The organism is Methanoculleus horonobensis (genome assembly GCF_001602375.1).
Lineage (GTDB): Archaea > Halobacteriota > Methanomicrobia > Methanomicrobiales > Methanoculleaceae > Methanoculleus > Methanoculleus horonobensis.
In genome coordinates, this window is record NZ_BCNY01000008.1 from 23,776 (window position 1) to 50,387 (window position 26,612).

Below are 26,612 nucleotides of genomic sequence, written 5' to 3' on the forward strand. Positions count from 1 at the left end.
ATAGGAGCTTCTATGGCTGTCAGGATACCAAAAAAACTGATCGAGGTGGCGTTGCCGCTTGACGAGATCAACGCCGCATCGGTGCGGGAGAAGTCAATCCGCCACGGCCACCCGTCGACCCTCCACCTCTGGTGGGCACGGCGACCGCTTGCGGCGGCACGGGCGGTGCTGTTTGCACAACTCGTGAATGATCCGGGCTACGAGCGGGAGCTCGGCCGGGGCGTGAACAGGGAGAAGGCCGAGGCGGAGCGGAAACGGCTTTTTGAACTGATAAAGAAACTCGTCCTCTGGGAGAACACCACGAACGAGGCGGTGCTCGCGGAGGCGCGGGAGGAGATCTGGAAGAGCTGGCGGGAAACCTGCGCTCTGAACAAGAACCACCCGCAGGCGAAGGAGCTCTTCAATCCAGATAAGTTGCCGGCCTTTCATGATCCGTTCGCCGGCGGCGGGGCGATCCCGCTTGAAGCCCAGAGGCTCGGCCTCGAGGCCTGGGCGTCCGACCTGAACCCGGTGGCGGTGCTGATCAACAAGGCGATGATCGAGATCCCACCGAAGTTTGCGGGGAGACCGCCGGTGAACCCGGAGAGCCGGAAGCAGAAGCGGGTCGGCACCGAGTGGAAGGGCGCTGCGGGGCTCGCGGAGGATGTCCGGTATTATGGGAAGTGGATGCGCGACGAGGCCGAGAAACGGATCGGCCACCTCTACCCGAAGGTGCGGGTCACAGCGGAGATGGCAGAGGAGCGGCCGGATTTGAGGGAATACATCGGGGAGGATCTGACGGTGATCGCGTGGCTCTGGGCGCGGACGGTGAAGAGCCCAAATCCGGCGTATAAGGAGGTGGAGGTGCCGCTCGCTTCGACGTTCTGGCTCTCGACGAAGAAGGGGAAGGAAGCATATATTGAGCCAATAGTTGAAGGAAAATCCTACCGGTTCTCAGTGAGAGTCGGAAAACCGAAGAATTCAGATCAGATCGGAAATGGGACAAAATTGTCCCGAGGAAGTTTTGGATGTCTCCTCTCGAGCACTCCGATGAGTTACTCTTACATCAATGATGAGGCGAACGCGGGTAGAATGGGTGCCCATATGATGGCCATCGTCGCAGAGGGGAGAAGGGGCCGGATCTATCTCTCCCCAACAGTTGAGATGGAGAACATTGCCAGAACGTCGATGACGTCATGGAAGCCGGAAACACCGTGTAGGGGGACGTTTGCGAGCAACGCACAGGGGCGGCGCTATGGATTCCATACATTCGGAGACTACTTCACCCCCCGCCAGCTCGTCGCCCTCACCATCTTCTCCGACCTTGTGGGTGAGGCGCAGGCGCAGGTTCTCCGCGACGCCCTCGCCGCTGGGATACCCGACGATGGCCGAGGGCTGGAGACGGGGGGCGACAGGGCCACGGCATATGCGGATGCGGTGGCGGTGTATCTGGGATTAGGAGTAAGTCGTCTCAGCGATATTTGCAATGCGCTATGTAGATGGGAGGTGTCAAAAACCCAAGTCCGCAACCTCTTTGGCCGACAAGCGATTCCCATGGTTTGGGATTTTGCTGAACCAAACTTATTTGCGGACGCTGCAGGAGATTATGGTGTCAGTCTAAAAACACTATCAAAAGTGATTGACCGCTTTTCCTGCAACAATCAGGGATTTGGCCTCCAATCAGATGCTTCGAATCAAAAGGTATCCCAAAATAATATCGTCTCCACAGATCCCCCGTACTACGACAACATCTGCTATTCTGACCTCTCTGACTTCTTCTATGTCTGGCTCCGCCGATCCTTAAAATCAATTCTACCTTCCATTTTCGTCACGATGGCCGTCCCAAAGGCCGAGGAACTGGTAGCGACACCTTACCGCCATGGATCGGAAGAATTAGCTGAGGCCTTCTTCATGAACGGGATGACCGAGGCCATGCGCCGCCTTGCTGAACAGGTTCATCCTGCCCTCCCGGTCACGATCTACTACGCCTTCAAGCAGTCCGAGACAGCTGGGAACGACACCACTTCCCCCGGTTGGGAATCCTTCCTTGAAGCAGTGTTGAAGGCTGGCTTCGCCGTCACCGGAACATGGCCGATGCGTACCGAACTCGGAAACCGCATGGTAGGGATGGACGCAAATGCCCTCGCCTCTTCAGTCGTCCTCGTCTGCCGCCGGCGCGACCCCGCCGCCCCCACCGTCTCCCGCAAAGAGTTCCTCCGCGAACTGAAGCGGGCACTCCCCGAGGCGCTCGACGAGATGACCGCCTCCTCGATCGCCCCCGTCGACCTTGCCCAGGCCTCGATCGGTCCCGGGATGGGAATCTTCTCAAAGTACTCCGCTGTCCTTGAGGCAGACGGGACGCCGATGTCGGTCCACGACGCCCTTGTCCTCATCAACCGCGAACTCGACGAATACTTCTCCGACGCCGGAGGCGACGTCGACGCCGACACCCGCTTCTGCCTCGGCTGGTTCCAGGAGAACGGCTGGCAAGAGGGGAAGTTCGGCGAGGCCGACGTCCTTGCCCGCGCCCGGGGCACCACCGTCGACGGCGTCCGGGAGGCCGGCGTCGTCGAGGCCGGCGGCGGGAAGGTCCGGCTCATGAGGTGGTCGGAGTATCCCGGCGACTGGTCGCCGGAGGCCGACAGCCGGACGCCCGTCTGGGAGGCGCTCCACCACCTCATCCGCGTTCACCAGTGCGGCGGCGGCGAATCCGAGGCCGCCGCCCTCCTCGCCCGGATGCCCGGCCGGGCGGCGGCGATCCGGCAGCTCGCTTACCGGCTCTACACCCTCTGCGAGCGGAAAGGCTGGGCCGAGGATGCCCGCCCGTACAACGAACTGATCACCTCGTGGGGAGCCGTCGAGGCACAGACGCCCACCGTGATCGAGAAAGCACCACAAAAGACACTATCCTCCTACGGAGGCTGACGTATGAAAAACCAGAAAGAGACCATCCGAAAGATGGTCAGTTACCTCAATGATGAGGAATGGAACGGGGGGTTCTGGCTGCCGAACATCCAGCGCCCGTTCGTCTGGCGAGAAGACCAGATCGAGCGCCTCTTTGACTCCATCATGCGGGAGTACCCAATCAGCACCCTCCTCGTATGGCGCACCAAATCGCGTATCCGCCGCCGGAAGTTCATCGATAATTATAAAAATACCATCAGGCTTACCGACTTTTACGTTCCCGAAGACGACAAAACCAAACTCCTTGTCCTCGATGGCCAGCAGCGGCTCCAGAGCCTCTTCATCGGCCTCAAGGGGAGTTATGAAAAGCGCGAACTCTACTTCGACGTCCTCAGCGGCGATCTTGTTGCACCCGAGGATATCCGTTACAAGTTCAAATTTCTGGATGCTGAAAAGGCCGCCTTCCCGTGGGTCAAGTTCAAGGAGATCGTCTTCATCAATGAACTCTCAACCAAGATCGCCAAATCGATCATCAGGAACGCCGGGAGGGAGTTGACTGAATCAGAAAAAGAGCGCGTTGAAGAGAATATAGCACTGGTTCAGATGCAGTTTGTCAACAGAGATCTGATCGTCTATCAGGAACTTGACAGCGTCGATAACACTGACGCCTACCGGGAAGACGATGTCGTTGAGATCTTCATCCGTGCCAATTCTGGAGGAACACGCCTCGGCAAATCCGATCTCCTCTTCTCCCTCCTGACATCATCATGGGAGGATGCGGATGAGAGGATGGATGAACTGCTCGATGATATCAACCGTGTCGGCTACGACTTCACCCGTGACTTTATCCTGAAGACGTGCCTGACGCTCCTCAACAAAGGGGCAGCATATGAAGTCAAAAAATTCCGTGACGAGCGCATTCGGCAAGAACTCATTGACAAGTGGGAGGGGATTTCTGCAGCCATCCGCGATGTGAGAGATTATCTCTACGGCAGAACCTTCATACGGACGGACAAGGCAATGCCGTCCTATCTCGTCCTCATCCCGATCATCTACTTCCGCTACCACTTTCCCCAAAAATGGGGTGCAGTGCAGAACCTTGATGACTACCTCCTCCGGACACTCCTCAGCGGGGCGTTCAGCGGTACACCTGACAACATGATCGACCGGTGTGTAAAGGCGATCAGTTCCTCCGGCGAGTTTGATGTGAACGAGATCTTCGGTATCGTACGTGAAGACGGGCGTAGCCTCGAATTGGCGGAGAGCACCATTCTCGGGCAGTATTACGGGTCAAAGCAGAGTCATCTCATCTTCAACCTCTGGTACAGAGACTTCAACTACATACCAGCATACGAAAACAATCTTCCTCAGGCTGATCACATCTTCCCGCAATCCCTCCTGAGAAAGGTTAAAAAAGTAAATCCGAGGACAGGAAGACAGGATCTTCTCAGGTACTATCAGGAAGATCGGGACCAGATAGCCAACCTCATGCTCCTCACCGCAGAGGAGAACGGCTTTTCCGGAAAACGGGATATTCCGCCTAATGAATGGTTCGCAGAAAAGGATGAAGCCTACCTTGAGATGCACCTGATCCCGAAGAACCCCGATCTCTGGGAACTGGATAACTATGAGGCGTTCATCGAGGAGAGAAAGAGGCTTATCCTTGACAAATTCAGCCACATAATTCAGGGGGCATAAATGACCATGACATCACTCAGACCTTGGCGGGAGATCGCCGTCCCGCACGAGGATGTCCTGAAGGGCACCTTCCAGCAGGCGGAGTTTGCGGCCGACCTCTCCCGCGTGCATAAAGGCACCGCAAGCCCCGAGTATCGTGACCCGGCGCTCTTCTTCAAGCGCACCTACATCACCGAGGGGATGCGCCTCCTCCTCGACTCCGTGGTGAAACGGATCACCGGACAGGGCGGTGACCCGGTCATCCAACTCCAGACCGCGTTCGGCGGCGGCAAGACGCATACCATGCTCGCCGTCTACCACCTCGCTCGCGGCGCCGTCCCGGTCGCCGACCTGCAGGGCATCCCCCCCATCCTCGACGCCGCCGGGGTCATCGACCTCCCGAAGGCCCGGGTCGTCGTCATCGACGGAACCAAACTCTCCCCGAACATGCCGGAGACACGGGGGAACGTCAGGGTGCGCACCATGTGGGGCGACCTCGCCTGGCAGCTCGGCGGCGAAGAAGCCTACGAGCGGATCCGGGAGGCCGACGAGTCCGGCACCTCCCCGGGCAAGGAGACGCTCGCCGCGCTTATCGCTCAATACTCGCCCTGCGTCATCCTGATAGACGAACTCGTCGCTTACATCCGGCAGTTCGATGAGAAGACGAGGCTCGCCGGTGGCACCTACGACTCCAACATCACCTTCATGCAGGCCCTCACCGAGGCGCTGAAGGCGGTGCCGACCGCCGTCCTGCTTGCCTCCCTCCCCGAGTCCGACCAGGAGGCCGGGAGTCAGCGGGGTGTCAACGCCCTCCGCACCCTCGAACACTACTTCGCCCGTGTGCAAGCGCTCTGGAAACCCGTCGCCGCCGAGGAAGCCTTTGAGATCGTAAGAAGGCGGCTCTTCGCCGATATCACGAACACCACCGCCGTGGAATCCGTCTGCCGCTCGTTTGCCGAACTCTACATCGCCTCGGGGGCCGAGTTCCCCCGGGAGACGCAGGAGAGCCGTTACTACCAGCGGCTCTTCAAAGCCTACCCGATCCACCCCGAGATCTTCGACCGCCTCTACGAAGACTGGTCGTCGCTCGAGAACTTCCAGCGCACCCGCGGCGTCCTGAAACTGATGGCAAAGGTGATCCACCGGCTCTGGAAGGACGGCAACAACGACTACCTCATCATGCCCGGCAGCCTGCCCCTCTACGATGGCAACACCAGAAATGAGGCGATCTACTACCTCCCGCCAGGCTGGGACCCCGTGGTCGAGCGCGACATCGATGGCGACCGTGCGGAGACGACCGAGATCGAGAGCAGGGACACCCGGTTCGGGAGCGTGCAGGCCTGCCGCCGGGTGGCGAGGACGGTCTTCCTTGGCAGTGCCCCGGGCACCCCAAACCGCATGATGCAGGGGATCGAGCAGGAACGGGTTCTCCTAGGGAGCGTCCAGCCCGGCCAGCAGACAAGCGTCTACCGCGACGCCCTCCACCGCCTCTCCGACCGCCTCTACTACCTGAACAGTACGGAGAACCGCTACTGGTTCGACACCCGCCCCAACCTTCGGCGCGAGATGGAAGAGCGGAAAAAGCGCTTCGATGAAAAAGAAGACGTCCTCCCGGCGATCGCGGAGGGCGTGAAGAAGGCCGTCACGAAAGGGATCTTCGATGGCATCCATACCTTCACCCAAAGCGGCGATATCCCCGACGACTCCGCCCTCCGCCTGATCGTTCTCCCGCCCCATGCCCACTACGGGAAGCGCGAAGTCCAGATGGCGACGGTCTGTGCCACCGAATACCTCAAACGTCGGGGCGACCAGCCCCGTCACCGGCAGAACCGCCTCATCTTCCTCGCCGCCGACGCCGATAACGTGCGCCTCCTCACCGATCATGTCCGCTCAATGCTTGCGTGGGAATCGATCGTCTGGGACTATAAGGACAAGCGGATCGTGCTCGACAACCTGATGGGAGATAACGCAGCGAACAGCCTCGAAATCGCCCGGCGGACAGTGGCAAGGACGATCCGGGAGACCTACCGCTGGCTGCTCGTGCCGGTGCAGGAGTTCGAGGGCGGCCGGGTCTCGCCCGAGGTCGCGTGGGAGGACTACAGCATCAACCCGGGTGCCGAACGGCCGGTCGAGGAGATCGAGCGCGTTCTTAAAGAGAACGAGGCCCTGATCACCGAGTGGGCGCCGATCCATCTTGCAAACCAACTCAAACGCTGGTCCTGGACGGACGAGACTTCCGACATGAAGGCGGGCGATTTCTGGGAGAACACCTGTCGCTACCTCTATCTCCCCCGTCTCCTGAACCGGGACGTCCTGAAGCGGACGATTGAGGCCGGGGCTGACACAAAGGACTACTTCGGGCTCGCGGCAGGGAAAGACGGCGAGAAGTACATCGACTTCACCTTCGGGAAAGGCAGGCGCTCGATCGTCGTCGACGACTCCCTCCTCCTGATCGAGCCCACCGCCGCAACGGCATACGAAGAGAGCATCAGGCCGCCCGAGACTTCCGATACGCTCTCTCCGGTCGATCCGTCATCCGATGGTAGTGAAGCCCCAGACGGAAGTGGTGTCGTGACGGTCGGCCCATCTTCCGGCGGGATGGCACCCAAACCGCCAGGCGCCCAACCCGTAAAGACCCGGTTTTACGGGCGCGTGGAAGTCGATCCGATCACGGCAAAGATGACCTTCAGTCAGATCGTGGACGAGGTGGTCGCGCAGTTCACCTCGCGGCCGGGTACAGCCGTCGCGATCAAGATCGAGATCAGCGCGGTGGACACGAAGGGGTTCGATGAGAACCTGCAACGGGCAGTCCGAGAAAATGGCACTCTCCTCAAGTTTAAGTCTGCAGAATTTGAGATGGAATAGGATGACAGGAGTCAGAACTCACCTGCACATTCAGGTGAGAAGACTCCAAAGATCCGGAAGGTGCGAAAAAAGCGCAATTAACGCCTTTTCAGACTAATTCGCTCAAATTATTCTCTTTTCAATGTCGACTCACCCTCGATTTAAGACCTGGTAATTTTGGGAGGGTCTTGAGATACCTTCCGACTAGAGATCGGTCGCCAGAGCGATGATGTGGGGGGCGCGGCGAGACGGTAACTCACCACCACCGGAAAGCATCTCACAGCGATGACACCACAGGCGACGACCGCCGTGTCATTATCGTACCCCAACATTTCGTCCACGACCGGCCCAATAGCAACCAAAGTCAGGCCGACGATGATGAGGGTCAGGACAACGTACGGGATGGTCAAAACGGTCATGCCGGGGTCTCTTCCGTGTTCTGACCTGCATGTGCAGGCTCGACCTCCCAAACAACCCACATATACCTGCGTTCCGGCTGGTTCGAGTAGATTGTTGGTTTCAGGAGTACCTGGCGTGCGCGGCGCGGCCTGATCTCGCGGGTCGCCCGGGCAGGGTGACCCTGCGCCCGGATCGCGGCGGCAGCCTCCTTAGCGTCCTCCTCGTCGGCCCATACGGAGACGGCGAGGTAGGTCTGCCCATCATATTTCCGTTCACGGTACCCGGCCCCCATCCAGGCGTCCCTGACCAAAAGGGCGTCCGAGAGGCGGCTCACCGCGCCTGCCTCCTTTGATAGGCTCGGAGATCCTTCGGTCGGATCCTTGTCCAATCCCGAGGGGCCCCCCGAGTTTTATGGAGGGGAGGATTCCACTCCACGTAAACCGGCGGACGGCCTCAATCGAGATCCCGAGGACATCCGCGACCTCTCGCGGGGTTAAGAGAGGTTCCATGTCGCCCCCTCTCACATCTGCTGCCAGGCCACCCAGAGCTGCTGAGGGGCATCCTTTTCGTTCTTCTCCAGTTCGGGGGGAGGGACTTCTGAGGGGATAGCGATCGCTTCGATGATATCCAGTATCCCGATGGTATGTAGTCCTTTAAGGTATCCAGAGAAGTAGGGCACCAACCCAGAATAGTCCTTGTTCCGGGTGAGGAAGGCATCAGCCTCACGCTTGACCCATGCCGCATCAAGAGATATAGTCCGAGCCCCCCGGCTCGCGACTATAGGCTCATCCCTGACCTCGACAACGATCCGATAGGCGTTCCCCCGGGGGGGCGTAACCACATATTCCTGCCGAACCATTTTATCCTCCATTTCAATTAGTTTCCGAAATCCCAACGTGCGTAAGGCGTCGGGCGACCTGTGCGCGCGCTATCTACTGGATCCCTCCAGCCGTGTCTCAATAAGACCCGCCAGCCGTAGCCCCTCGGCGATACCGAGGAATATGGCCGGATCAAGGCTCCCGCCGATGTAGAGCCGGTGCTGGGCCTCAAGAGCCCTGAGAGTCTTGGGGGAGCGAGACACGACGCAGAGCGTCGCGGAGCGGGAGCCGTCGCGGAGCGGGTAGCGAATCCATTCGTTGCGGGCCTTTCTCCTCGCGAGACAATGGCGGAGATGAGCTCTGAGGCTCTGCATACTCCGCCACTTTGACCCGCAATACTTGCATGTGACCATGTAACACCAGGGGAGATAGAGGGAGGCACTCCTGCCTACGCAGAGGGGGTCGGCACCTGTTTTTATATATTTAACCTATGGAAGAAAATTAACCATTAAAACTAATATAGAAGTATAATTTATGACATCAGTTAGACGTACGATTACGTCATACGGGACGGTTGAGGGGCCGGGGGCGACCGCGTGGTGGGGCCAGGACGGTCGATCCACAGGCGAGATGAGGACAGGGTGGGAGTGAGGAACGCCTGCCAGAGGGGCAGGGCGGGGGTGGTCTCTACCCGCACCTGGATCATCTTTCCGTTTTGCTTAGTTCTTTTTCTCGTACACCATGCCGTTCACAATAGAGTAGTCCGAACGACCCATGCGGGCCAGGGTCCGCTCGATCTGGTCGAACCCATGCCCGGTTTCCATGACTTTCTCGTATATTTCAGTCACTTTGGCTCTCCCGCACCCGTCGCGGATCATGCCCTCGATCTCACGCTCAAGGTTCCGATCACTATGGCTCGTCCCCGCATAGAGCCAGTCGATATCGTACTGTCCGGTCTCGACGTCATAGGCCACGTCGCGAAGGCAGGAACTCATGAGCGTGATAGCCACACGGACGTCGTCTGCGGAAACAGTTTTGCTCAACCGCATCCGAGCGGCCCCCTCGGCCAGCCTGATCACCGCTTCTTCCTGACGGGGTGTGATCGGGATCGGGGCGTTGCCTCCTTGGAACCCGCCCCGCATATCGAGGTAGAATCGGTGTACTGCCTCTACTGCTGCGTCCGTGAGGGCTGGGTTAATGTCCCGGCCGAGCTTGATCCACTTTCTGAGGGTTTCGGGGTCTATAATGTCTGAGCTAGAGTCTGAGTCGCGCTGCCGGTGGTTGTCGAGGATGTGCCGCGATAGTTTGGCGTCGTTCTCCCGGTCAGCCACATCCTGGAGGGTGAAAATGAGGTCGAACCGGGAAAGGAGCGAGGGGGCCATGTTGATCTGCTCCGCGAGAGGGACATACATGTCGAACCGCCCCTTCTTCGGGTTCGCTGCCCCGAGGAGGGCACACCTAGACCGTAGGGTTGCTGATATGCCCGCCTTGGCAATCGACACGCTCTGTTGCTCCATTGCCTCGTGCAGCCCAGAACGGTCGGTTTCGCTCATCTTGTCGAGTTCGTCTACCGCCGCCAGCCCGGTATCGGCAAGAACTAGAGCGCCGGCCTCGAGCATCCACCGACCATCGCTGAAGTCATCCTTCACGGCTGCTGCGGTGAGACCCGCCTTTGTAGTCCCTTGACCACTGGTGTAGATGCCCCTTGGGGCGACCTTCACCGCGTACCTAAGGATCACCGATTTTGCAATTCCAGGGTCTCCCACCAGAAGTACATGTACGTCTCCTCTACGAGGAGTTCCGTCCGGCATCGTCTTCCGCACGCCCCCGAAGAGTTGCAGGCCGATCGCCTGCTTCACCCGCTCATGACCATAGACGGACGGGCTGATCGACCTTCCTACCATATCGCACACGTTCGGTTGTGCGGCCAGTTCCCGGATCCGCCGTTCGTCCTCCTCATCGATCCTTACCTCCGCAAATGACGTCTCTTCCATCCGAATCGAAAGACACTCAAGGAAGTACTTGAAGTCCGGGAGGTTCTGGATCCCGGCCCTCTGTTGCTGAGTCCGAAGGATTCCAGTTAGCCGCACCCGGTCCCCAGGCTGAGCGGTCCCGACGATATCCCCGGCAACGTCCACGTCAACGGCCTGAGGCTGTGCGGCTGCACCCTCCGGGTTCTCGGCCAGTTGTAGCCGCTGGTAGTCGATGAATGTTGATCGCTCCTTCACCAGATCCATCCGAGTTTTCCTCTCGCATCTCGGGCAGACGTCCGGCTCTTCGGTCTGCCGGCGGCTCTGAGGGATCGGGTCGGTGTAGGCCCCGCAGGCGCGGCATCGGTAAACTGCCTTGGTCATGTGCGCGACCGGCGGGGTGGCCCTTCGGATAATGCCGTCGAGGGTAACGAGGATGTTTGCATGGCTGGACCGGAGTTTCCCGATGGGCGTCGTATAGTTGTGGTTGCCGGGCCGGATCTCTATGAGGGAGGGATCTATCCGCCCGGCGGTCACTTCGTACTGGCATTTCTGCACCAGAGCGTCCCGGATGTACTCAATGCTCCGACCTGGAGTGACCTCCAGTTCTCGGAGCAGGGTCAGGCCAAGAGACCCGGATCGAACCAGCCGGTCGGTGTCGAGGGGGAACGAGCGCTGGTGCGGCCACAGGCGCTTCAGTTCGGCCAACTCGATCGCGAACTTCCGAGTTATGATTCCCGCCCAATCGCTGACGCGATCAGTGACCGTCACTTCGGCCTCTGAGGTCATGCGGGCCCCCTCGTGGCGACCAGGTGATCCACGAGCCACTGCACGGGGTCGGCACCGGGAGGCATCGATAAGCCGTGTCGGGCCACCAGGTCATCGGCTGCGGTCGCCGCCACGTCCCCAAGGTCGTCGGACTCAAGGACTTCTCGGAGCGGTGAGAGTTCCTCCTCTGAGAGAGTTTGCAGTGCGGTGTCGAACTCTATTTTAGCCGTCTTGATGGCCTCGAACATTGCCACCTGCTCTTGCTGCCGGTGCTCCGCGAGGTGTTCCTCGACTTCCTTCTGCTGGCGCTCGGCTGCCCGACCCTGAATACCTGCTAGAAGTTCGTCGATCTCAGCAACCTCTGTGAGCAGGGAGGTCCGGCGAGCAGCAAGGTACGTTCCCACTGCGGCCTCGACTTCGGGGCTGATACCCGGGGCGTCAGGAGCCCCAGCAGCATCGCATACCGTTCGGATCAGGCCGCGGACGGCGGCATCTGTCCGGTTAACCCCGAGCGCCCTGCTCAGGTCTAGGATCTCCTGGGGTACCCTGATGTTGATCTGGGTGAGGGGGGTCGTCATGGGACACCCCTCCAGAAACAGTAGAGAGTGATCTTGTGTATATACAGTATAATATATACAGAGAAGTCGTCTCTATACAATACTGGGGGGTCATGTACGGATATAAAAACTCTTCTCCGAACCCTCTCCAATAACCCCGAAAACGCCTCCATTCTGACCATCCCATCGGCCGATGGGTGGGCTACACGGCATATACTGTATATACAGAGCACCGTGTATATACAGTATATACAGGGGGTGAGGTTCACCCCTGCACCCCCCGCGCCGCCGCCTGGCGCCGAACGGCCGCGCAAAACTCTGTGACGGCCCAGAAAACCCGCTGCCAGTCGGCCCGGCAACCGAGTCTCTGACCGGCCCGGTGCAGGGCATCTGCGAGACGCTCAACGTCGCCAGTTTCGATCCGGCGGTCCCCAGTGCGAGGCAGGATCAGGCTGATCTCACAAGCACTCCGCCCAATCTCGATTCTGACGATTGCGTAAGGGGATACCTGTTCTCGGTTCCCGGATCCACCCACCCGCCAGATGCCGGCGGTTGCCCCTTGCCGGGGGTCGTTCACATAGCAGGCATTCCGGCCGCCCCGGAGGGCAACATCTACGACCCACGGGGCCGGCGGCGTGTATGCTCCCATCTGAGATACATTTATATCATTGAATCCCTTACCTATGGGTAGCGCACCGCGCGAACCCGTTTTAGCTCCTGTTGGTGCCCCGTGGGCTGGGGCGCCCTCACTAAATTGAGTCACTTTTATCCCCCTTTTCGCTAGAAATTGCTTATTCAGCGTCCTCCACGAGTTCAACCTCGCCGGTGCCGCGGCGTAGGAAAACGAGAGCCACGGCTTGATGATAATCTGACAATGCCCGGAACTGAGCCCGGGTCAACCGGATCGGAGCCTGAAGGGGGGTAGATGGCGTCTGCGCGGTAGTATTAAGAGTAGCAGAGGTCAACGTACAGACACCCCCGTGGTGTGGTCGTGTTCTACGGTCCCTACGCGGGTCCCTGCGGAAATGGGGCGGGCTGTGGTAGGCGTTTCCCCGTTTCCGTATACAATTTTTGCATCCAGACCTGCCCGGTGCAGGTAATCGTAAATTCCCGCCTCCGGTATCCTGAACTGCTGTCCCACCTGTGCCGCCGGGAGCTGACCGCTCCTGACCAGCGCCAGAACGGTCGTGCGCGAGACATCGAGAATCTCGGCTACAGCCGCAACGCCCAGTAGGCGTCCAAAATCCAGTTCGTTCGTGCGGTTCATGTGTTTCCTCCCCGCCCTCACACGGGCGGCTAATATTAGGTCGGGGAGTAGGGAGTTATATAGTATTCCTATGTTCTCGCCGGGGCTCCAGCCGAACCCGAAAAGGGCGTTGTAGTGGCGTCTGAATCATTATTGCAAATATGGATAAATGTCTACTTGCACTGTTTACCAATAACCTATTCTATCCTTCTTAAAATGGTTTTTGCAAATTTAAACCCAGTATAGCCCATCGACCAAATGGGAAATTCTCCCAAAATCTGGATCTGGTTTAGGAGGTCTATTTAAAGAGAGAAAGGGTATTTAAATCTTGTTAGGTGATCAGGGAGCGGAGAATAGATTTGATGAAAATGTTACGAACCTGTTACAGTCCCTGCTCCTCCCGCGCACGGGCTAGCTCCTCTCGGATCATCAATCGGAGGACATCCTGCGACGCTGAGGGATCTGAAACTGCCAGTTCTGCGATCCGATCCTCGACGCTCGCCACATCGGCCCGCATCGCGTTCATCGTCGCGATCTCTCGTTGCACCTGGTTGAGCTCTGCTCGTAAGGCGACGTTCTCCTCCCGCAGGGCGTCGAGGTGGCCACCCACAACAGCCGCCGCCACGTCGTCCGCGACTCCGACACAGACGGCCCCTTCCGCCTGCAGGTAATATTGCCGGAGCTCGCTCTCCGTATACCGGACATAGGCGTCCGTCAGGTAACCGTCATGCCCCATCATCAGCTCCACCGCATCCAGAGGGATCCGCTGCGCCATGACGGTCCGGAAGTATTTCCGGCACATATGGAGATGGATCTTAAACCGGTTCGTCTTCGGATCCTTCTCATCCAGGCCGACCTTCTCCAGGGCGCCGACGAACCCCTCCCGAACCGTGCTCGCCTGCACCGGGAAGAGCCGGTCGTCCCCCTCGATCTGCTTCTGCATATACTCCTTCCCATAATGCTTGAGCAGGCCGCGGTTCCGGTTCGCTGCAGACAGCATCCAGTCTTCCCGGACGACCAACCAGTCCCGGACGGCCGCCGCCGCCTCCCGGGAGATGAAGGTGGTGCGGGGCTCGCCGTTCTTAGGGATGTGGCCCGGGATCGCGATCCGGGCCGGCTCCTCGTCGAGGTGGAAGTCCGTGAGCGACAACTGCAGGCACTCACCAACCCGCATCCCCGAGCTGATCAGCGCCAGGAAGACCGCCTTCGCCAGGAGAGGCATGTGAGGTAGGATCCTCTGGATCGTCTCCTTGTCGAACGTCGCCTCCTGGGTCCTCGCCCGGCGGCCTTTCGGGCCTCGCCGCTTCACGGTCCGCCACAGCTCATCGTCCACCGGCACGCCGGAAAACTTGAAGAACTCCTTGACGATGGAGAGCCAGAAGATCGCCGACTTCGGCGGGGTTCTCGATGCATTGAGGGATGCCGCGAACCGTTGCAGATCGATCGCGTGGTTGTGATTCTCGGTGAAGTACTCCTCTGCAAGTTCTTCATACCGCTGTGCCTCCTCGGGCGTGGCGATCTTGCCTTCCCGCACCGGACCGTAAATAAAATCGAGGTAGCGCCGCACAGCGCTACGATAGTTGGACGCGGATCGAGGGTTGCCCAGGAGAGAAGTGAACTCCTCGATCCGACCGACTCCAGTTACCATAGATAACAGAGGGGCAGGGTTATAATACCCTTTTCGATCTGTTATCCGCACTACAGAGGTTGTTGTAGGGTTGTTATTTTGAGAGTATCGCCATGATTATCTTTCCGTACGCGGGCCTGGTGACCAGGATGCCGATCAGGACACCGAGTATGGTGATGATGGCGAAGCCTCTGAGGGTGGAGAGATCCATCAGCGCCAGCGGGAGCATGGCGATGAAGACCGTCGCGGCGGCAACGGCGATGATACCGAGCGCCCGCCCGTACCGCTTCATATAGAGGTTCGGCGACGGGACACGCCCTTCGTGGAGAACCTCGTCGGTGATGATGACGAGCTGGTCGATGCCGGTACCCACCACCGCTATCAGACCGGCGATGGTGGCGAGGTCGAGCTGGATGATGAACCGGGAGATCCCGAGCAGGATGATGATCTCTGCAAGATTGATCGCGACCATCGGGATCACGATCGAGGGCTCGCGGTAACGGTAGTAGACGACGACCGCTACCGTGAGCAGCGCGAGCAGCCCGGCAAGGGCGACCGTCATCTTGAACTGTTCGCCGAGCGCCGCCGGGACGGAACCGGACCCGACGATATCCACCTTCACCGGCAGGGCACCGGCCCGCAGGTGGATCTGGAGCGTCATCGCATCCTCGAGCCCGGCGTCGCCGGTTCCGGTGCTCGCGGAGAGCGACCTGACCGGGCCCGACCGGAGTTGTCCTGCAAGTTCCCCGGAGAGGGGGGCGCTGTAGACGGTCTCGTTGTCGAGGATCATCACGAGGTTGTGAGCATCCGGGTTGTCGACCGCTCCGGATTCGACGGCGGCCTCACGGAAGGCCTCTGCGCCCGTCTCGGTGAGCGTGAACGAGACGCCCCACCGGCCATCGAGGTCCTTCTGCGGCACGCCGACGCTGGTGATCTGGTCGCCGTAGAGGACGTGCTCGGTCTCGTTCCCGGCCGTCTGGACCCGTATCTCGAAGAGGCCCTGCTGGCCGACGATATCCTGCGCCGTCGCCATATCAACGCCGGCGAGTTCTATCCGCACGTACTGCGGGAACTCGCTTCCGGTCGGGGTGAGCAGGTTGATCCTCGCATCCTGCATCCCGAGAGCGTTCACCTTCTCGTTCAGGATCCGCTTCACCTCGTCTGCGGTGAACGGCGACACGCCCTTCTGGTAGGTTACGATCGAGGCACCCGACTGCGCAAAGATCGGTTCGAGGTCGGCACGGGTGACGCTCTTTCGGATCTCGATGTGGTTCTCGTCGATACGAATAACCTCGGTCTCAAGGCCTGTCCGCAGATCCTCCATGAGGTCTCCGACCGATCCCTCGGTCGAGAATGCCACGACCACGGACTGGAACTCCATCTGCAGCCACGAGCCGCCCTCGAGATCGAGGCCGAACTGGAGGTTCCCCTCAAGCCCTTTCTCCGGGCTCGGGGGGGCAAGATAGATGCCGACGAGGGAGCCGACGACCAGCAGGAGCACCAGGGCGACCCGCCAGTCTTTGATGAGAGTCTTGATAGTTTCGCCGTTCATTTCTTGTTCCCCCGGAGGACGTATTCCTTCAGAATTCCAGCGTTCAGCATCCAGGTGTTCATTATGTCCACAAAGAGCCCGATGAGGAGGACGCTCGCGATCTCGGCGATGATCTGGATCTGTCCCGCCGTGGCGACGACCCACATCGCGGCGATGGCTGCGAGGGTCGTGGTCGTCATGATGATCCCGGTCTTGAATGCGCCGGAGAGTTTCTCTTCGAGTTTCCCCTTGCGCTTCAGGAGGCGCGTGGTCAGCAGGATGTCACTGTCGACGGAGTAACCGATCAGCATCAGCAGGGCCGCCGTCGTCCCGAGGGAGAGCGGAATACCGATGATCTGCATGATCCCGCCGGTGATGACGATGTCGGCGAAGGCGGAGAGGACGACCGCACCCGCCGGCACGATGTTGCGGAACGCGATCATGACCACGACAGCCATGCCGATGAACGAGAAGATCAGGGCGAGAAAGGCCTGACTCTGGAGTGTCTTTCCGAACGTCTCGCCGATCTGGTCTATCTTCGAGTCGGGATACTTCTCGTTGATGAGCGCTACAAGGCTCTGGTACTGGGCACTGTCCATCGGGCCGAACTGGATGTATTTCCCGTCGCCGATTCCCTCACCCACCGACAACAGCGGATACCCGGCAAAAGTCGTCTCTATCGTCTCTCTGCTGTCGGACGTGAAGACGGTGACCGCCGTTCCTCCCGCAAAGTCGATGCCCGGCGTTATGGGCAGGCCGGTGGCAAGCGTAGTGTAGCCCAGCAGCACCCCGGCAAGGAGGAGGAGAACGAGGGGCAGCGCTACCATCTGCCGCGGAGAGTATTTGTTGACGTCGTATCTGGCAAATTCCATGCTGTATTAGTGTACGATGGTGAAAGGTTAAAGGGTTGCTCATGGATATGTGGTGGGACCCGGAATTCGCCCGGATATTACTGAAATGCCCCGGGAATTGCCCGGTAAAGGGAGGTTCCGTCCTGGGGCTGCAGGGAGTTTCTTCCCCGGGGCGTTCCCTCGTGCGGTTCGCTCGGGTGCATGCACATCCGCCGGTCGCACGGACGGCGTTCACGCTCCGGGCGTCTCTTCCATCCATATGCGCGCCGTGGAGACCGATGCGGAATGGGGGTGCCGCTTAATCGCGAGTATATCCGGTTAAAACCGTATCCGGGTTATGATATCCGGGGCTTGGGGAAACGGTGTCGGCATACCCGTCACGATTGCATTTCGTCAGACAATTGTCGTCCTCCTGGCAGAATACCCGATTTAATGATTGAAAAGAAAAGATATATATAAAATACCGAATCACAAGCACATATGAGATCACCCGGTGAGCTCAAAAAAGAGATAGAAGCTCGACTCAAAGGTTATCTCTCACGTGACCGGGATGGAATCCGACATGAGCTGCTCAACCTGTTCGTCAAAGTAAAATCTCTCACCATACCCCAGATCTACGAGAAGCTGCAGAAGCGGTTCTCGATCAGTTACCACTCCATCGCGTCCATGGTCGGCATCATAGCGTCCCGTATCGGCATCCTGCATGTGAGGCGGAACGCGGAGGGGACGAACTCCATCTACGAGCTGAAGGACCAGTACGTGGACGTGGTGGCGAGGATCCTCGGGACAGCATAATTCCCAGAAACCATACCTCTTTTTTAGCCTCAGCACCAATATGAGAGACTACCATGCAGAGCGACGTTGGGGAGCCAGGTCGATCACAGGGCATCTATGTTACGGAGGACGTCCGGTCGTATGTCCTCCAGAGGAAACGCGACTTCCGAGTGAGCACATCCTGCAGCGGACCCATCCTCCTGCCGGTATCGGTCAAGCCGCCGAAGGCGACCGACCTGCAGGTTCCGATCGGTGATTACACCGTCTATATATCGAAGTACCAGGCCCGCTACATCGATTCCATCCACAGAGGAATGATTCCTATATTCTACGAAGATTTCTAGATCATGAGCTTCGAAGAACTGGAGCACACCGCCGACGTCCTCATGCGGGTGCGGGGCACGACCTTGAACGAGCTCTTTGCCGAGGCGGGCCGGGCGATGTTCCACGTGATGTACGGCCCCTGCGAGGAGAGGGGAGTCGAACGGAGGATCGAGATCGAGGCGGAGAACCTCGAATCACTTCTGATCGACTACCTCTCGGAACTGCTCTTCGTCACCGAGGTCGAGAACACCGTCTTCTGCACCTTCGACGTCGATCTCCGGGGCACCCGGCTCTCCGCCGTCCTCAGGGGCGAGCCGTTCGACCCCGCACGGCACTCGGCCGGAACGCTCGTCAAGGGCATATCTTACTTCGGGCTCGAAATCGTTAAAGAAGAAGAGGGCTACGTGGTGGAGATCATCTTCGATATCTGAGAGGTTGCCATGCTTACCGGAATCAATAAGATCGGAGACCTCGAATGGGAGGTTCCTATCGGATACGTCCCCGATATGCGGGTGCCGGGGCGCTTTTTCCTCTCCCGGACACTGGCGGAGACGCTCGAAGAGGGAGCCGTCCGCCAGCTCGCGAACGTCGCGACGCTCCCGGGGATCGTGAAGCACTCGCTTGCCATGCCCGACATCCACTGGGGATACGGGTTTCCCATCGGCGGTGTCGCCGCGTTCGATATGACCGAAGGGGTCATCTCCCCCGGCGGGGTCGGGTTCGACATCAACTGCGGCGTCCGGCTGATCACGACGCCCCTGACCGAGGCCGATCTCGCCGGCAAGAAACGCGACCTGATCGAGCGGCTCTTCGACGCCGTGCCGACCGGAGTGGGCGCAAAGAGTACCCTGCGGGTCTCGAACAAGGATCTCTCCGCGGTCATGGTCGACGGCGCCCGGTGGGCGGTCGAGCGCGGGCTCGGCACCGAAGCCGATCTCGTCCGGTGCGAGGGCGAAGGGGCGATGCCGGGCGCCGATCCCGACGCGGTCAGCGCCAAAGCGCGCCAGCGGGGCGTGCCGCAGCTCGGGACGCTCGGCGCGGGAAACCACTTCCTGGAGGTCCAGGTGGCAAAGGAGATCGTCGACCCCGAAGCAGCGAAGGTCTTCGGGATCGCCGAAGGGCAGGTCTGTTTCATGGTGCACTGCGGCTCCCGCGGCCTCGGCCACCAGGTCGCGACCGATCATTTGCGAACGCTTGAAGGTGCGCTCCCGAAGTACGGGATACGCCTCCCCGACCGGCAACTCGCCTGCGCCCCGCTCGACTCTCCGGAAGGCCGTGCCTACTACGGGGGCATGGTCTCGGCCGCAAACTACGCCTGGGCAAACCGGCAGGTCATCATGCACGAAGCGCGGAAGGTCTTCGCGCACCTCTTCGGGATCGAGTACGACGAGATGCAACTCATCTACGACGTCGCGCACAACGTCGCGAAGTTCGAGCGCCACGACGTCGACGGGGTCTCGACGGAGGTCTGCGTACACCGCAAAGGCGCGACGCGGGCGTTCGGCCCGGGAGCGGAGGGCGTTCCCCGGGAGTATGCCGCGATCGGGCAGCCGGTGATCATCCCCGGAAGCATGGGGACGTCGTCCTACCTCCTCCACGGCACGACCACCGCAATGCAGAAGACGTGGGGGAGCACCTGCCACGGCGCAGGAAGAGTGCTCAGCCGGTCGAAGGCGAAGAAAGAGGTCAGCGGGAAGGAACTCCGTGAACGCCTCGCGGGAGAGGGCATTCTGGTGCGCGCCCACAGCGACGCCGCCCTCGCGGAGGAGGCTCCGACAGTCTACAAGCCGAGCCGGGAAGTGGTGCGTGTCGTGCACGAAGCGGGCCTCTCGGATATCGTCGCCCGGCTGGAACCGCTCGGGGTGATCAAGGGATGACCGGCAGGACGGGGCTGCTCTGGGACACGCCCCTCATGTTCTCACGCCTCATCGAGGACTGCGGCACCGCTTGCGAATCGGTCAACCCGAACATGCTTGCCTCGCCGTTCTGGCGCGGGAGGTTTGCTGCGGTCATCGTGCCGACGGGGTTTGCAAACCCGGCTTACTCGAACCTCCTCCCCGCTCTCCGGGCTGCAGAAGGCCGTATCCGCCGGTTCGTCGAGAACGGCGGCCGGCTGCTGGTCTTCGGCGCGGGATGCTCGCGCGAGGACGCCTACGACTGGCTCCCGTTCCCGGTGACTTACTCGTTTGGCTACGGGCCGCGTGCCGTCCGGTTTGCCGGGGAGAGCACCTTCAACTCCCTTTTTTCGGGGTACGACCTCGACGCCGTCGAGTGCGACGGCTCGTTCCCGGCACACGGCGGCGAGACGCTTGCCGCCACGCCCGGAGGAGAGACGCTCCTCGTCGGGAAGCCGCTCGGCGACGGGATGATCCTGGCAACCAGCATCCATGAGTACCCGTCGCGTGAATTCTTGAAGGAGTTCTCCTGCGGAGATAAGGAAACATTATTTTAGATAAACCGTGATGAACAGTATGGATACGGCCATGGATCAATACATCGTCTCTGCGTCTTCGAGCGCGCGCGATCTCGCCCCGATCGTGGTATGTATTCACGATCTGCTTGGTCGGCTGCCTGTTACGGCACGATCCCGCGACCATCCCGGGGTCAGGGTCGAGGACGGAAAGGTTGTCGACGAGGCCTATACCGGCCCGATCCTCGAGGAAGTCCTGGCGGAGAACGTAACGTTGAGGGTCAGGCCCCCGAGAGGCCCGTACAAGGGCATCCCGGTTGTGGTGGCGCCGGTAAGGGACGAGGAAGGAAGTGCAATCGGTGCAATCGGCATCGTCGATGTGACCGGCATCTTTGATCTGGCGGGTTTCATGGAGCAGAATACGGTGATCCGGAGGCAGGTCTGCGGCGAGGACCCGTGTCCGCTCCCGACCGAGTCGCCTGCAGCGAAAAGGTAATGGACATGAAGGACACGGCAATCAACGTACTGAAGATACTCGAAGAATCGCCCGGCCCGGTATCGGGCGAACGGATTGCAGAGCAGCTGGGCATCACCCGGTCGGCCGTCTGGAAGCAGATACGCGAACTCCGGAGGCTGGGATACGGGATATCGTCGTCCCGGGTGGAAGGCTACCGCCTCGAGGCGAAGAGCGACCGGCTCCTGCCCTACGAGATCAACAAGATACTCCGCACCCGGGTTCTCGGACGGCAGATCCGTCACTTCGACAGCACCGCCTCCACGGGCTGGATCGCAAAGAAACTTGCCGCCGAGACCGATCCCGAGAACCTGCACGGCATGGTGATCATTGCTGAAGAGCAGACCGGCGGGGTAGGAAGGCTCGGACGCGCCTGGGTCTCGCCGGCCGGCGGCATCTGGGCCACCATTCTCTTGAAACCAGGTGTCCCGCTCGACCATCTCTTCATGATCACCATGGCCGGGTCGGTCGCGATTGCCCGTGCCATCCGCAAGGAGTACGGCATCAGTGCGCTCATCAAGTGGCCCAACGACATCTTCATCGGGGACAAGAAGGTCGCCGGTCTACTCCTGGAACTTGCTGCCGAAGCGGATACCGTGCACTACGCCCTCCTGGGGCTCGGGATCGACGCGAACGTCTCTCTCGACGATCTCTCCTCGAACCTGCGGGAGACGGTGACCACGCTCCAGGCCGAGGTCGGCCATGAGGTCGACCGCGTGGCGCTTCTTGCCCGGGTGCTGCGGGAGTTCGAGCTGCGCTACCAGCAGCTCGAGGACGGCGAGTACGATTCCATCATCCGCGAGTGGAAGAGCCTCTCCCTGACACTCGACCACCGGGTGGCCATCAAGACGATCAACAAGACCTTCTCGGGGGAGGCGATCGATATCGACGAGCACGGCGCCCTGGTCATCAGGAAGGACAACGGGAAGGTAGAGCGGGTCATCGCCGGGGACTGTTTCCAGCTCTGACCTGCCGGTCGACACCCATACACTTTTTGGATCGGCGAGAAGGTCTCCCCATCGGAACGGGAATCTCCCGGGGTTATGTGATGCAGTTCGTCAGGCATCAACAGGATTTTTCTTGTCAACCACCCAAAATAAAATGGTTGACATGATGCACCGAGCCCGGATCCTCGCCTACAGCAGTACGTTCGTCGCGCTGATCGCCGCCGGGAGCTGGATCTCCATCCCGCTTCCCCCGGTTCCGCTCACGCTCCAGACCCTCTTCGTCCTGTTATCCGGGATCGTCATGAAGCGGTACGGGGTGATCCCCGTCGCCCTCTACGTCCTCCTCGGGGCGGCGGGCCTCCCGGTCTATCACAACGGCACGGCGGGCCTTGGGGTCCTTCTCGGCCCCACGGGCGGGTTCCTGGTCGGCTTCATCCCCGCCGCCCTCGTCGCCGGGCTCGCCTACGAACAGAAGTCGCCGACGACGCGGATCGCAGGGCTGATCACGGCGACCGTTCTCACCTACGTCTTCGGCGTCGCATGGCTCGCCTGGTCGGCATCGCTCTCACTTCCTCAGGCGATCCTTGTCGGCGTCGCGCCGTTCATCGTCGGTGCCGTCGTGAAGGTCGCGGCGGCATACGCCATAGGGAAACGGGTGGCATGATCCGTATCGCCGATCTCCGGCACCGGCTGCTCGACATCCCCGGCGTTGCGGTGGACGCGCGCCATATCGCCGTCATCGGGCCGAACGGGAGCGGCAAGACGACACTGCTCTCGGTCTGCTCCGGGATTGAGGAGCCTGAGACGGGGACGGTTCAACTCCTCGACCGTCCACCGTCGGCCGTGAAGGTCGGGTGGGTGGGGGAGTTCCCCGACCGGACGCTCCTCTTCTCCCGGGTCTACGACGAGATCGCGTCGACGCCCCGGTTCCGCCACCGCCCCTGCCCCGAGACGGACAGGCCGGTCCGGGCGGCCGCGGAGGTTGTCGGCATCCGCCACCTCCTCGGCAAGAAGGTCTCGGCCCTCTCCGGGGGCGAGAAGGTGCTCGTCGCGCTGGCCGCCGCCTGCGCCGGCGAGCCCGAGGTGCTCGTCCTGGACGAGGCCGACTCGCACCTGGACGCCGTGACGGCGGAGCGCGTCCGGCGCGTGGTGCGGGAGAGCGCCGCAGCCCACGTGCTCTGGTGCACGCAGTCGATGGACGCCGCGGCCACCGCGGACTGCGTCCTCTTCATGGAGAACGGCCGCGTCCGGCACCACGGCACGCCGGAGGAGGTCTTCTCCGCGCTCGAGGAGACGTGCTTTTACCCCACGCTCTGGAGGGTCCGCCGGTGAAGGTCGAACTCATGGATCTCGTCTTCTCGCGGGACTCGTTCGTCCTCCGGGGCAGCGGCACCTTCGGCGAGGGCGTACACCTGGTCAGCGGGCCGGTGGGGAGCGGGAAGTCGACGCTCGCCCTCCTGCTTGCGGGGCTGCTCCGGCCCGAGAGCGGGGCCGTCCACCGGGACGGCGTTCTCTCGGCAGATCTCCTGCTGCAGTTCCCCGAGCACCACGTCACCTGCCCGACGGTCGCCGGGGAGGCCGCTTCCTGGGGGCTCGTGCCGGAGGACGCGCTCGCGCTGGCGGAGTTGTCGGCGCGTGCGGATGACGACCCGTTCCACCTCTCCCGCGGCGAACTCAAGAGACTGACTCTCGCCTGCGCGCTCCTGAGAGATCCCGACCTGTTGCTGCTGGACGAACCGTTCAGTTCTCTCGACTGCACCGCGAAGAGGAAGGCCTGCAGGATGCTCGAGGAGCGGGATGCCGGCATCACGATCGTCTTCTCGCACGAGCGCGCGATCCTTCCCCGGGTCGACGCGATCTGGGAGATGGAGGAGGGAGTTCTCGCGGCCCGCGGCGGCGTGCCCGATGCGATCCCTTCCTGGCGGCACGCCCCGCCGTATCTCCGGTATGCCCTGGATCAGGGTGCCCGTCCCGCGAACATCAGGCTCTCCGACGCCCGGGAGGCGCTATGCAGGATCCGCGGCTGAGGCTTCTCTCCGTCGCCGTCCTCTCGCTCGCGGCGTTCGCGAGCACCGTGGGAGCCGCCGCCGCACTCGCCTGGTGGCTGCTCTTTACGCCGCGCACACGATCGCTCCCCCGGCCGGCGGTGCTGCTGCCGCTCATTGCAATGGTCGCCGCAACGGCGCTCGTCTCCGCGTGGGGCGGCGGCGCGGGGCTCTCCTACTTCTTCCGGATGACCGTGATCCTCCTCCTCGCGGCGTGGACGTATGCCGAGACGGAGGATGGAGAAGTGCTTGCCGTGGCGGTCTGGGCTCTCGGGAACCGGGTGGGGTTCGAGGTCGGGCTCGTCGCCGAGATGGGAATTTCCGGCATCTCCGTGCTCCGCCGGGAGATCGAGCAGGTGCGGACGGCGATGGCGCTGAAGGGCATCCGGCCCGGCGTCCGTTCGATCGTTCCGCTCGCCGTCACCCTCATCGTCACAGAGATCAGGCGGGCCGACGAGATTGCGCGCCTGCTCGTGGTGCGGGGGTACACGATCGGGGGGAGGATATGCCCCCGGTTCAGGGCTGATCCTCTGGACGCCCTGGCCGCAATAATGGCCGTAATACCCGCCCTTTTATCGACTCTCCCTCTTCGCGACGTTTTTATATTAGTAGGATGAATTTTTGAGAGGCTTTATCGATATCTTCTCAGCCCTTCGAGGTGTACAATTCGATGTGTGCTGCCAAATTAGATTCACTCAATATTACCGATACCACGCTTAGGGACGCGCATCAATCGCTCATCGCCACCCGCCTCCGGACTGAGGACATGCTCCCTCTTGCCCGGGCCATCGACGAAGTGGGTTTCTTCTCCGTCGAAGCCTGGGGCGGGGCGACCTTTGACAGCTGCATCAGGTTCCTCAACGACGATCCCTGGGAACGTCTCCGGGTGCTGAAGGCAGAGCTCCGGCGCACGCCTATCCAGATGCTCCTGCGGGGCCAGAACCTCGTGGGCTATCGGCACTACCCCGATGACGTGGTGGAAAAGTTCGTAGAGGCGTCGGCGCGTAACGGGGTCGACATCTTCCGGGTCTTCGATGCGTTGAACGATGTCCGGAACATGAAGAAAGCGATGGCGGAGGTCAAGAACGTCGGAGCGCACCTGCAGGGCGCGATCTCCTACACGACGAGCCCCGTCCATTCCGTCGCGACGTTCGTTGAGATGGCACAGGATCTCTACTCGCTCGGCTGCGACTCGATCTGCATCAAGGACATGGCCGGCCTGATCATGCCGCATGATGCCCGCGACCTCATCACGGGGATCAAGAAGACGGCGGACGTCAAGGTCTGCCTCCACTCCCACTGCACGAGCGGCGTCGCGCCCCTGAGTTACCAGGCGGCGATTGATGCGGGCGTGGATATCCTGGATACGGCGATGTCGCCGTTCGCCCTCGGCACCTCCCAGCCTCCGACGGAGAGCGTCGTTGCAAGTGTTGCCGGGACGGCGCGCGACACCGGAATCGATCTACTCCCGCTCCGGAAGGTCAGGAACATCTGCCGCGAGATGCGGGAGAAGTACGAGCCGCTCTTCAACTCCATCGCTGATCGGGTCGACTCGGACGTGCTGATCTACCAGCTCCCGGGCGGGATGATCTCGAACCTCGTCTCGCAGTTGAAAGAGCAGGACGCGCTCGACCGTCTGGAAGAGGTGTTCCGCGAGATCCCCCATGTAAGGGAGGATCTCGGCTATCCGCCGCTCGTTACGCCGACGAGCCAGATCGTGGGTACCCAGGCGGTCTTCAACGTCCTGATGGGCGGGGAGCGCTACCGGAACGTGACGAAAGAGGTGAAGGACTATGTCCTCGGCCTCTACGGCCGTTCTCCCGCCCCGATCAGCCCCGAGATCAGAAGGACGATCATCGGCGACGAGAAACCGGTCACGGTTCGTCCGGCAGACCAACTCGCGCCCATCTACGAGCAGATGAAGAAGGAGGCGACGGAACAGGGCCTCATCACCCGGGAGGAGGACGTCCTGACCTACATCCTCTACCCGAGCGTCGCACCGTCGTTCCTCCGGGGCGAGCGCCAGCCCGAGGCGATCCCCGAGAAGGCGCACGCCGCACCGGCAGGGGTTGCGGAGATCCCCCGCTCCATGGAGGTGGAGGTGGACGGCGAGATCTTCTCCGTTAGGATCGTCACCGTCGAGGGAGGCTCGGTCGCGGCCCCGTCGGCTGCAGCCGCGTCGGCCAGGGCTCCCCGCGGGGACGTCGCCGGCGGTGTCAAGAGCAATATGCAGGGCATGGTTCTGAAGGTGATGGCCCAGCGCGGGAGCGCCGTGAAGAAGGGCGACACGCTCATCGTCCTCGAGGCGATGAAGATGGAGAACCCCATCCCCAGTCCCCGCGACGGCACGGTCTCGGAGATCTTCGTGGACGCCGGGGACGTCGTGCAGAACGGCGACGTACTGATGGTCATTGAGTGAGAGGCTGG

25 protein-coding genes are annotated in these 26,612 nt (G+C 61.0%); 15 read left to right on the top strand and 10 right to left on the bottom strand.

The features are described from left to right. The first annotated feature begins 12 nt into the window (after nt 1-12). From MCUHO_RS01265 to MCUHO_RS01275, 3 genes are read left to right on the top strand one after another with little or no spacing between them, the layout of a single operon-like run. On the top strand, nt 13-2,904 hold the full coding sequence (locus MCUHO_RS01265) for a DUF1156 domain-containing protein (protein ID WP_067072531.1): 2,892 nt from the start codon (nt 13-15) through the stop codon (nt 2,902-2,904). Nucleotides 2,905-2,907: 3 nt separating this feature from the next. Continuing rightward, nucleotides 2,908-4,581 (top strand): GmrSD restriction endonuclease domain-containing protein, encoded by a 1,674-nt coding sequence (locus MCUHO_RS01270; RefSeq protein WP_067072533.1) that lies wholly within the window; start codon nt 2,908-2,910, stop codon nt 4,579-4,581. 6 nt (nt 4,582-4,587) lie between these two features. Continuing rightward, the gene (locus MCUHO_RS01275; RefSeq protein ID WP_235808115.1) at nt 4,588-7,425 is read left to right on the top strand and encodes an ATP-binding protein; all 2,838 of its coding nucleotides are present in this window, start codon (nt 4,588-4,590) and stop codon (nt 7,423-7,425) included. A gap of 394 nt (nt 7,426-7,819) precedes the next feature. Here MCUHO_RS01275 and MCUHO_RS01285 read toward each other — a convergent pair whose 3' ends face one another. The 10 genes from MCUHO_RS01285 to MCUHO_RS01330 form a co-directional block, all read right to left on the bottom strand. Continuing rightward, nucleotides 7,820-8,137, bottom strand: coding sequence for a hypothetical protein (locus MCUHO_RS01285; protein WP_067072541.1), 318 nt, complete (start codon nt 8,135-8,137; stop codon nt 7,820-7,822). Continuing rightward, nucleotides 8,076-8,312: a helix-turn-helix domain-containing protein gene (locus MCUHO_RS13120; protein WP_153019974.1), complete on the bottom strand. Its 237-nt coding sequence runs from the start codon at nt 8,310-8,312 to the stop codon at nt 8,076-8,078. Before MCUHO_RS13120 ends, MCUHO_RS01285 begins: the two co-directional genes overlap by 62 nt. An 11-nt stretch (nt 8,313-8,323) precedes the next feature. Then, nucleotides 8,324-8,674, bottom strand: coding sequence for a hypothetical protein (locus MCUHO_RS01290; RefSeq protein WP_067072542.1), 351 nt, complete (start codon nt 8,672-8,674; stop codon nt 8,324-8,326). 57 nt (nt 8,675-8,731) lie between these two features. Then, on the bottom strand, nt 8,732-8,995 hold the full coding sequence (locus MCUHO_RS01295; RefSeq protein ID WP_153019976.1) for a hypothetical protein: 264 nt from the start codon (nt 8,993-8,995) through the stop codon (nt 8,732-8,734). Nucleotides 8,996-9,340: 345 nt separating this feature from the next. Further along, nucleotides 9,341-11,380, bottom strand: a complete 2,040-nt coding sequence (locus tag MCUHO_RS01300) for a minichromosome maintenance protein MCM (RefSeq protein WP_067072545.1) — start codon at nt 11,378-11,380, stop codon at nt 9,341-9,343. Beyond that, entirely contained in the window at nt 11,377-11,937 is a 561-nt protein-coding gene (locus tag MCUHO_RS01305; protein ID WP_067072547.1) for a hypothetical protein, read from the bottom strand. Before MCUHO_RS01305 ends, MCUHO_RS01300 begins: the two co-directional genes overlap by 4 nt. 940 nt (nt 11,938-12,877) lie before the next feature. Then, on the bottom strand, nt 12,878-13,183 hold the full coding sequence (locus tag MCUHO_RS12185; protein ID WP_084385855.1) for a helix-turn-helix domain-containing protein: 306 nt from the start codon (nt 13,181-13,183) through the stop codon (nt 12,878-12,880). Nucleotides 13,184-13,544: 361 nt separating this feature from the next. Then, nucleotides 13,545-14,810 carry a tyrosine-type recombinase/integrase gene (locus tag MCUHO_RS01320; protein WP_084385856.1) on the bottom strand — a complete coding sequence of 422 codons (1,266 nt, stop codon included), beginning with the start codon at nt 14,808-14,810 and terminating at the stop codon, nt 13,545-13,547. 73 nt (nt 14,811-14,883) lie between these two features. After that, nucleotides 14,884-16,341 carry a preprotein translocase subunit SecD gene (locus MCUHO_RS01325; RefSeq protein ID WP_067072552.1) on the bottom strand — a complete coding sequence of 486 codons (1,458 nt, stop codon included), beginning with the start codon at nt 16,339-16,341 and terminating at the stop codon, nt 14,884-14,886. Further along, the gene (locus tag MCUHO_RS01330; protein ID WP_067072553.1) at nt 16,338-17,192 is read right to left on the bottom strand and encodes a protein translocase subunit SecF; all 855 of its coding nucleotides are present in this window, start codon (nt 17,190-17,192) and stop codon (nt 16,338-16,340) included. Before MCUHO_RS01330 ends, MCUHO_RS01325 begins: the two co-directional genes overlap by 4 nt. A gap of 459 nt (nt 17,193-17,651) precedes the next feature. Here MCUHO_RS01330 and MCUHO_RS01335 point away from each other — a divergent pair, with 459 nt between their 5' ends. The 12 genes from MCUHO_RS01335 (at nt 17,652) to oadA (ending at nt 26,604) form a co-directional block, all read left to right on the top strand. Next, nucleotides 17,652-17,966, top strand: coding sequence for a DUF2551 domain-containing protein (locus MCUHO_RS01335; RefSeq protein ID WP_067072554.1), 315 nt, complete (start codon nt 17,652-17,654; stop codon nt 17,964-17,966). 53 nt (nt 17,967-18,019) lie between these two features. Then, a complete protein-coding gene (locus MCUHO_RS01340) occupies nt 18,020-18,289 on the top strand; it encodes a hypothetical protein (protein ID WP_067072555.1) in 270 nt (89 codons plus the stop codon). Between the two features lie 3 nt (nt 18,290-18,292). Next, nucleotides 18,293-18,700 carry an archease gene (locus MCUHO_RS01345; RefSeq protein WP_067072556.1) on the top strand — a complete coding sequence of 136 codons (408 nt, stop codon included), beginning with the start codon at nt 18,293-18,295 and terminating at the stop codon, nt 18,698-18,700. Between the two features lie 9 nt (nt 18,701-18,709). Then, nucleotides 18,710-20,146, top strand: coding sequence for an RtcB family protein (locus MCUHO_RS01350; protein ID WP_067072558.1), 1,437 nt, complete (start codon nt 18,710-18,712; stop codon nt 20,144-20,146). Beyond that, nucleotides 20,143-20,721 (top strand): hypothetical protein, encoded by a 579-nt coding sequence (locus MCUHO_RS01355; protein ID WP_067072561.1) that lies wholly within the window; start codon nt 20,143-20,145, stop codon nt 20,719-20,721. The genes MCUHO_RS01350 and MCUHO_RS01355 overlap by 4 nt, the downstream gene beginning before the upstream one ends. Before the next feature lie 19 nt (nt 20,722-20,740). Then, nucleotides 20,741-21,175 (top strand): DUF2111 domain-containing protein, encoded by a 435-nt coding sequence (locus MCUHO_RS01360; RefSeq protein ID WP_082122739.1) that lies wholly within the window; start codon nt 20,741-20,743, stop codon nt 21,173-21,175. A 5-nt stretch (nt 21,176-21,180) separates the two neighbouring features. After that, a complete protein-coding gene (locus MCUHO_RS01365) occupies nt 21,181-22,161 on the top strand; it encodes a biotin--[acetyl-CoA-carboxylase] ligase (RefSeq protein WP_067072827.1) in 981 nt (326 codons plus the stop codon). 133 nt (nt 22,162-22,294) lie between these two features. Continuing rightward, on the top strand, nt 22,295-22,804 hold the full coding sequence (locus tag MCUHO_RS01370; protein WP_067072563.1) for a biotin transporter BioY: 510 nt from the start codon (nt 22,295-22,297) through the stop codon (nt 22,802-22,804). Next, nucleotides 22,801-23,472 carry an ATP-binding cassette domain-containing protein gene (locus MCUHO_RS01375; protein WP_067072566.1) on the top strand — a complete coding sequence of 224 codons (672 nt, stop codon included), beginning with the start codon at nt 22,801-22,803 and terminating at the stop codon, nt 23,470-23,472. The genes MCUHO_RS01370 and MCUHO_RS01375 overlap by 4 nt, the downstream gene beginning before the upstream one ends. Then, nucleotides 23,469-24,167, top strand: coding sequence for an ATP-binding cassette domain-containing protein (locus MCUHO_RS13030; protein WP_067072569.1), 699 nt, complete (start codon nt 23,469-23,471; stop codon nt 24,165-24,167). Before MCUHO_RS01375 ends, MCUHO_RS13030 begins: the two co-directional genes overlap by 4 nt. Continuing rightward, nucleotides 24,149-24,802, top strand: a complete 654-nt coding sequence (locus tag MCUHO_RS01385) for a hypothetical protein (RefSeq protein WP_067072571.1) — start codon at nt 24,149-24,151, stop codon at nt 24,800-24,802. Before MCUHO_RS13030 ends, MCUHO_RS01385 begins: the two co-directional genes overlap by 19 nt. A 53-nt stretch (nt 24,803-24,855) precedes the next feature. Further along, complete coding sequence (gene oadA / locus MCUHO_RS01390; RefSeq protein WP_067072573.1) at nt 24,856-26,604, top strand: sodium-extruding oxaloacetate decarboxylase subunit alpha; 1,749 nt, start codon at nt 24,856-24,858, stop codon at nt 26,602-26,604. Nucleotides 26,605-26,612 lie beyond the last annotated feature (8 nt).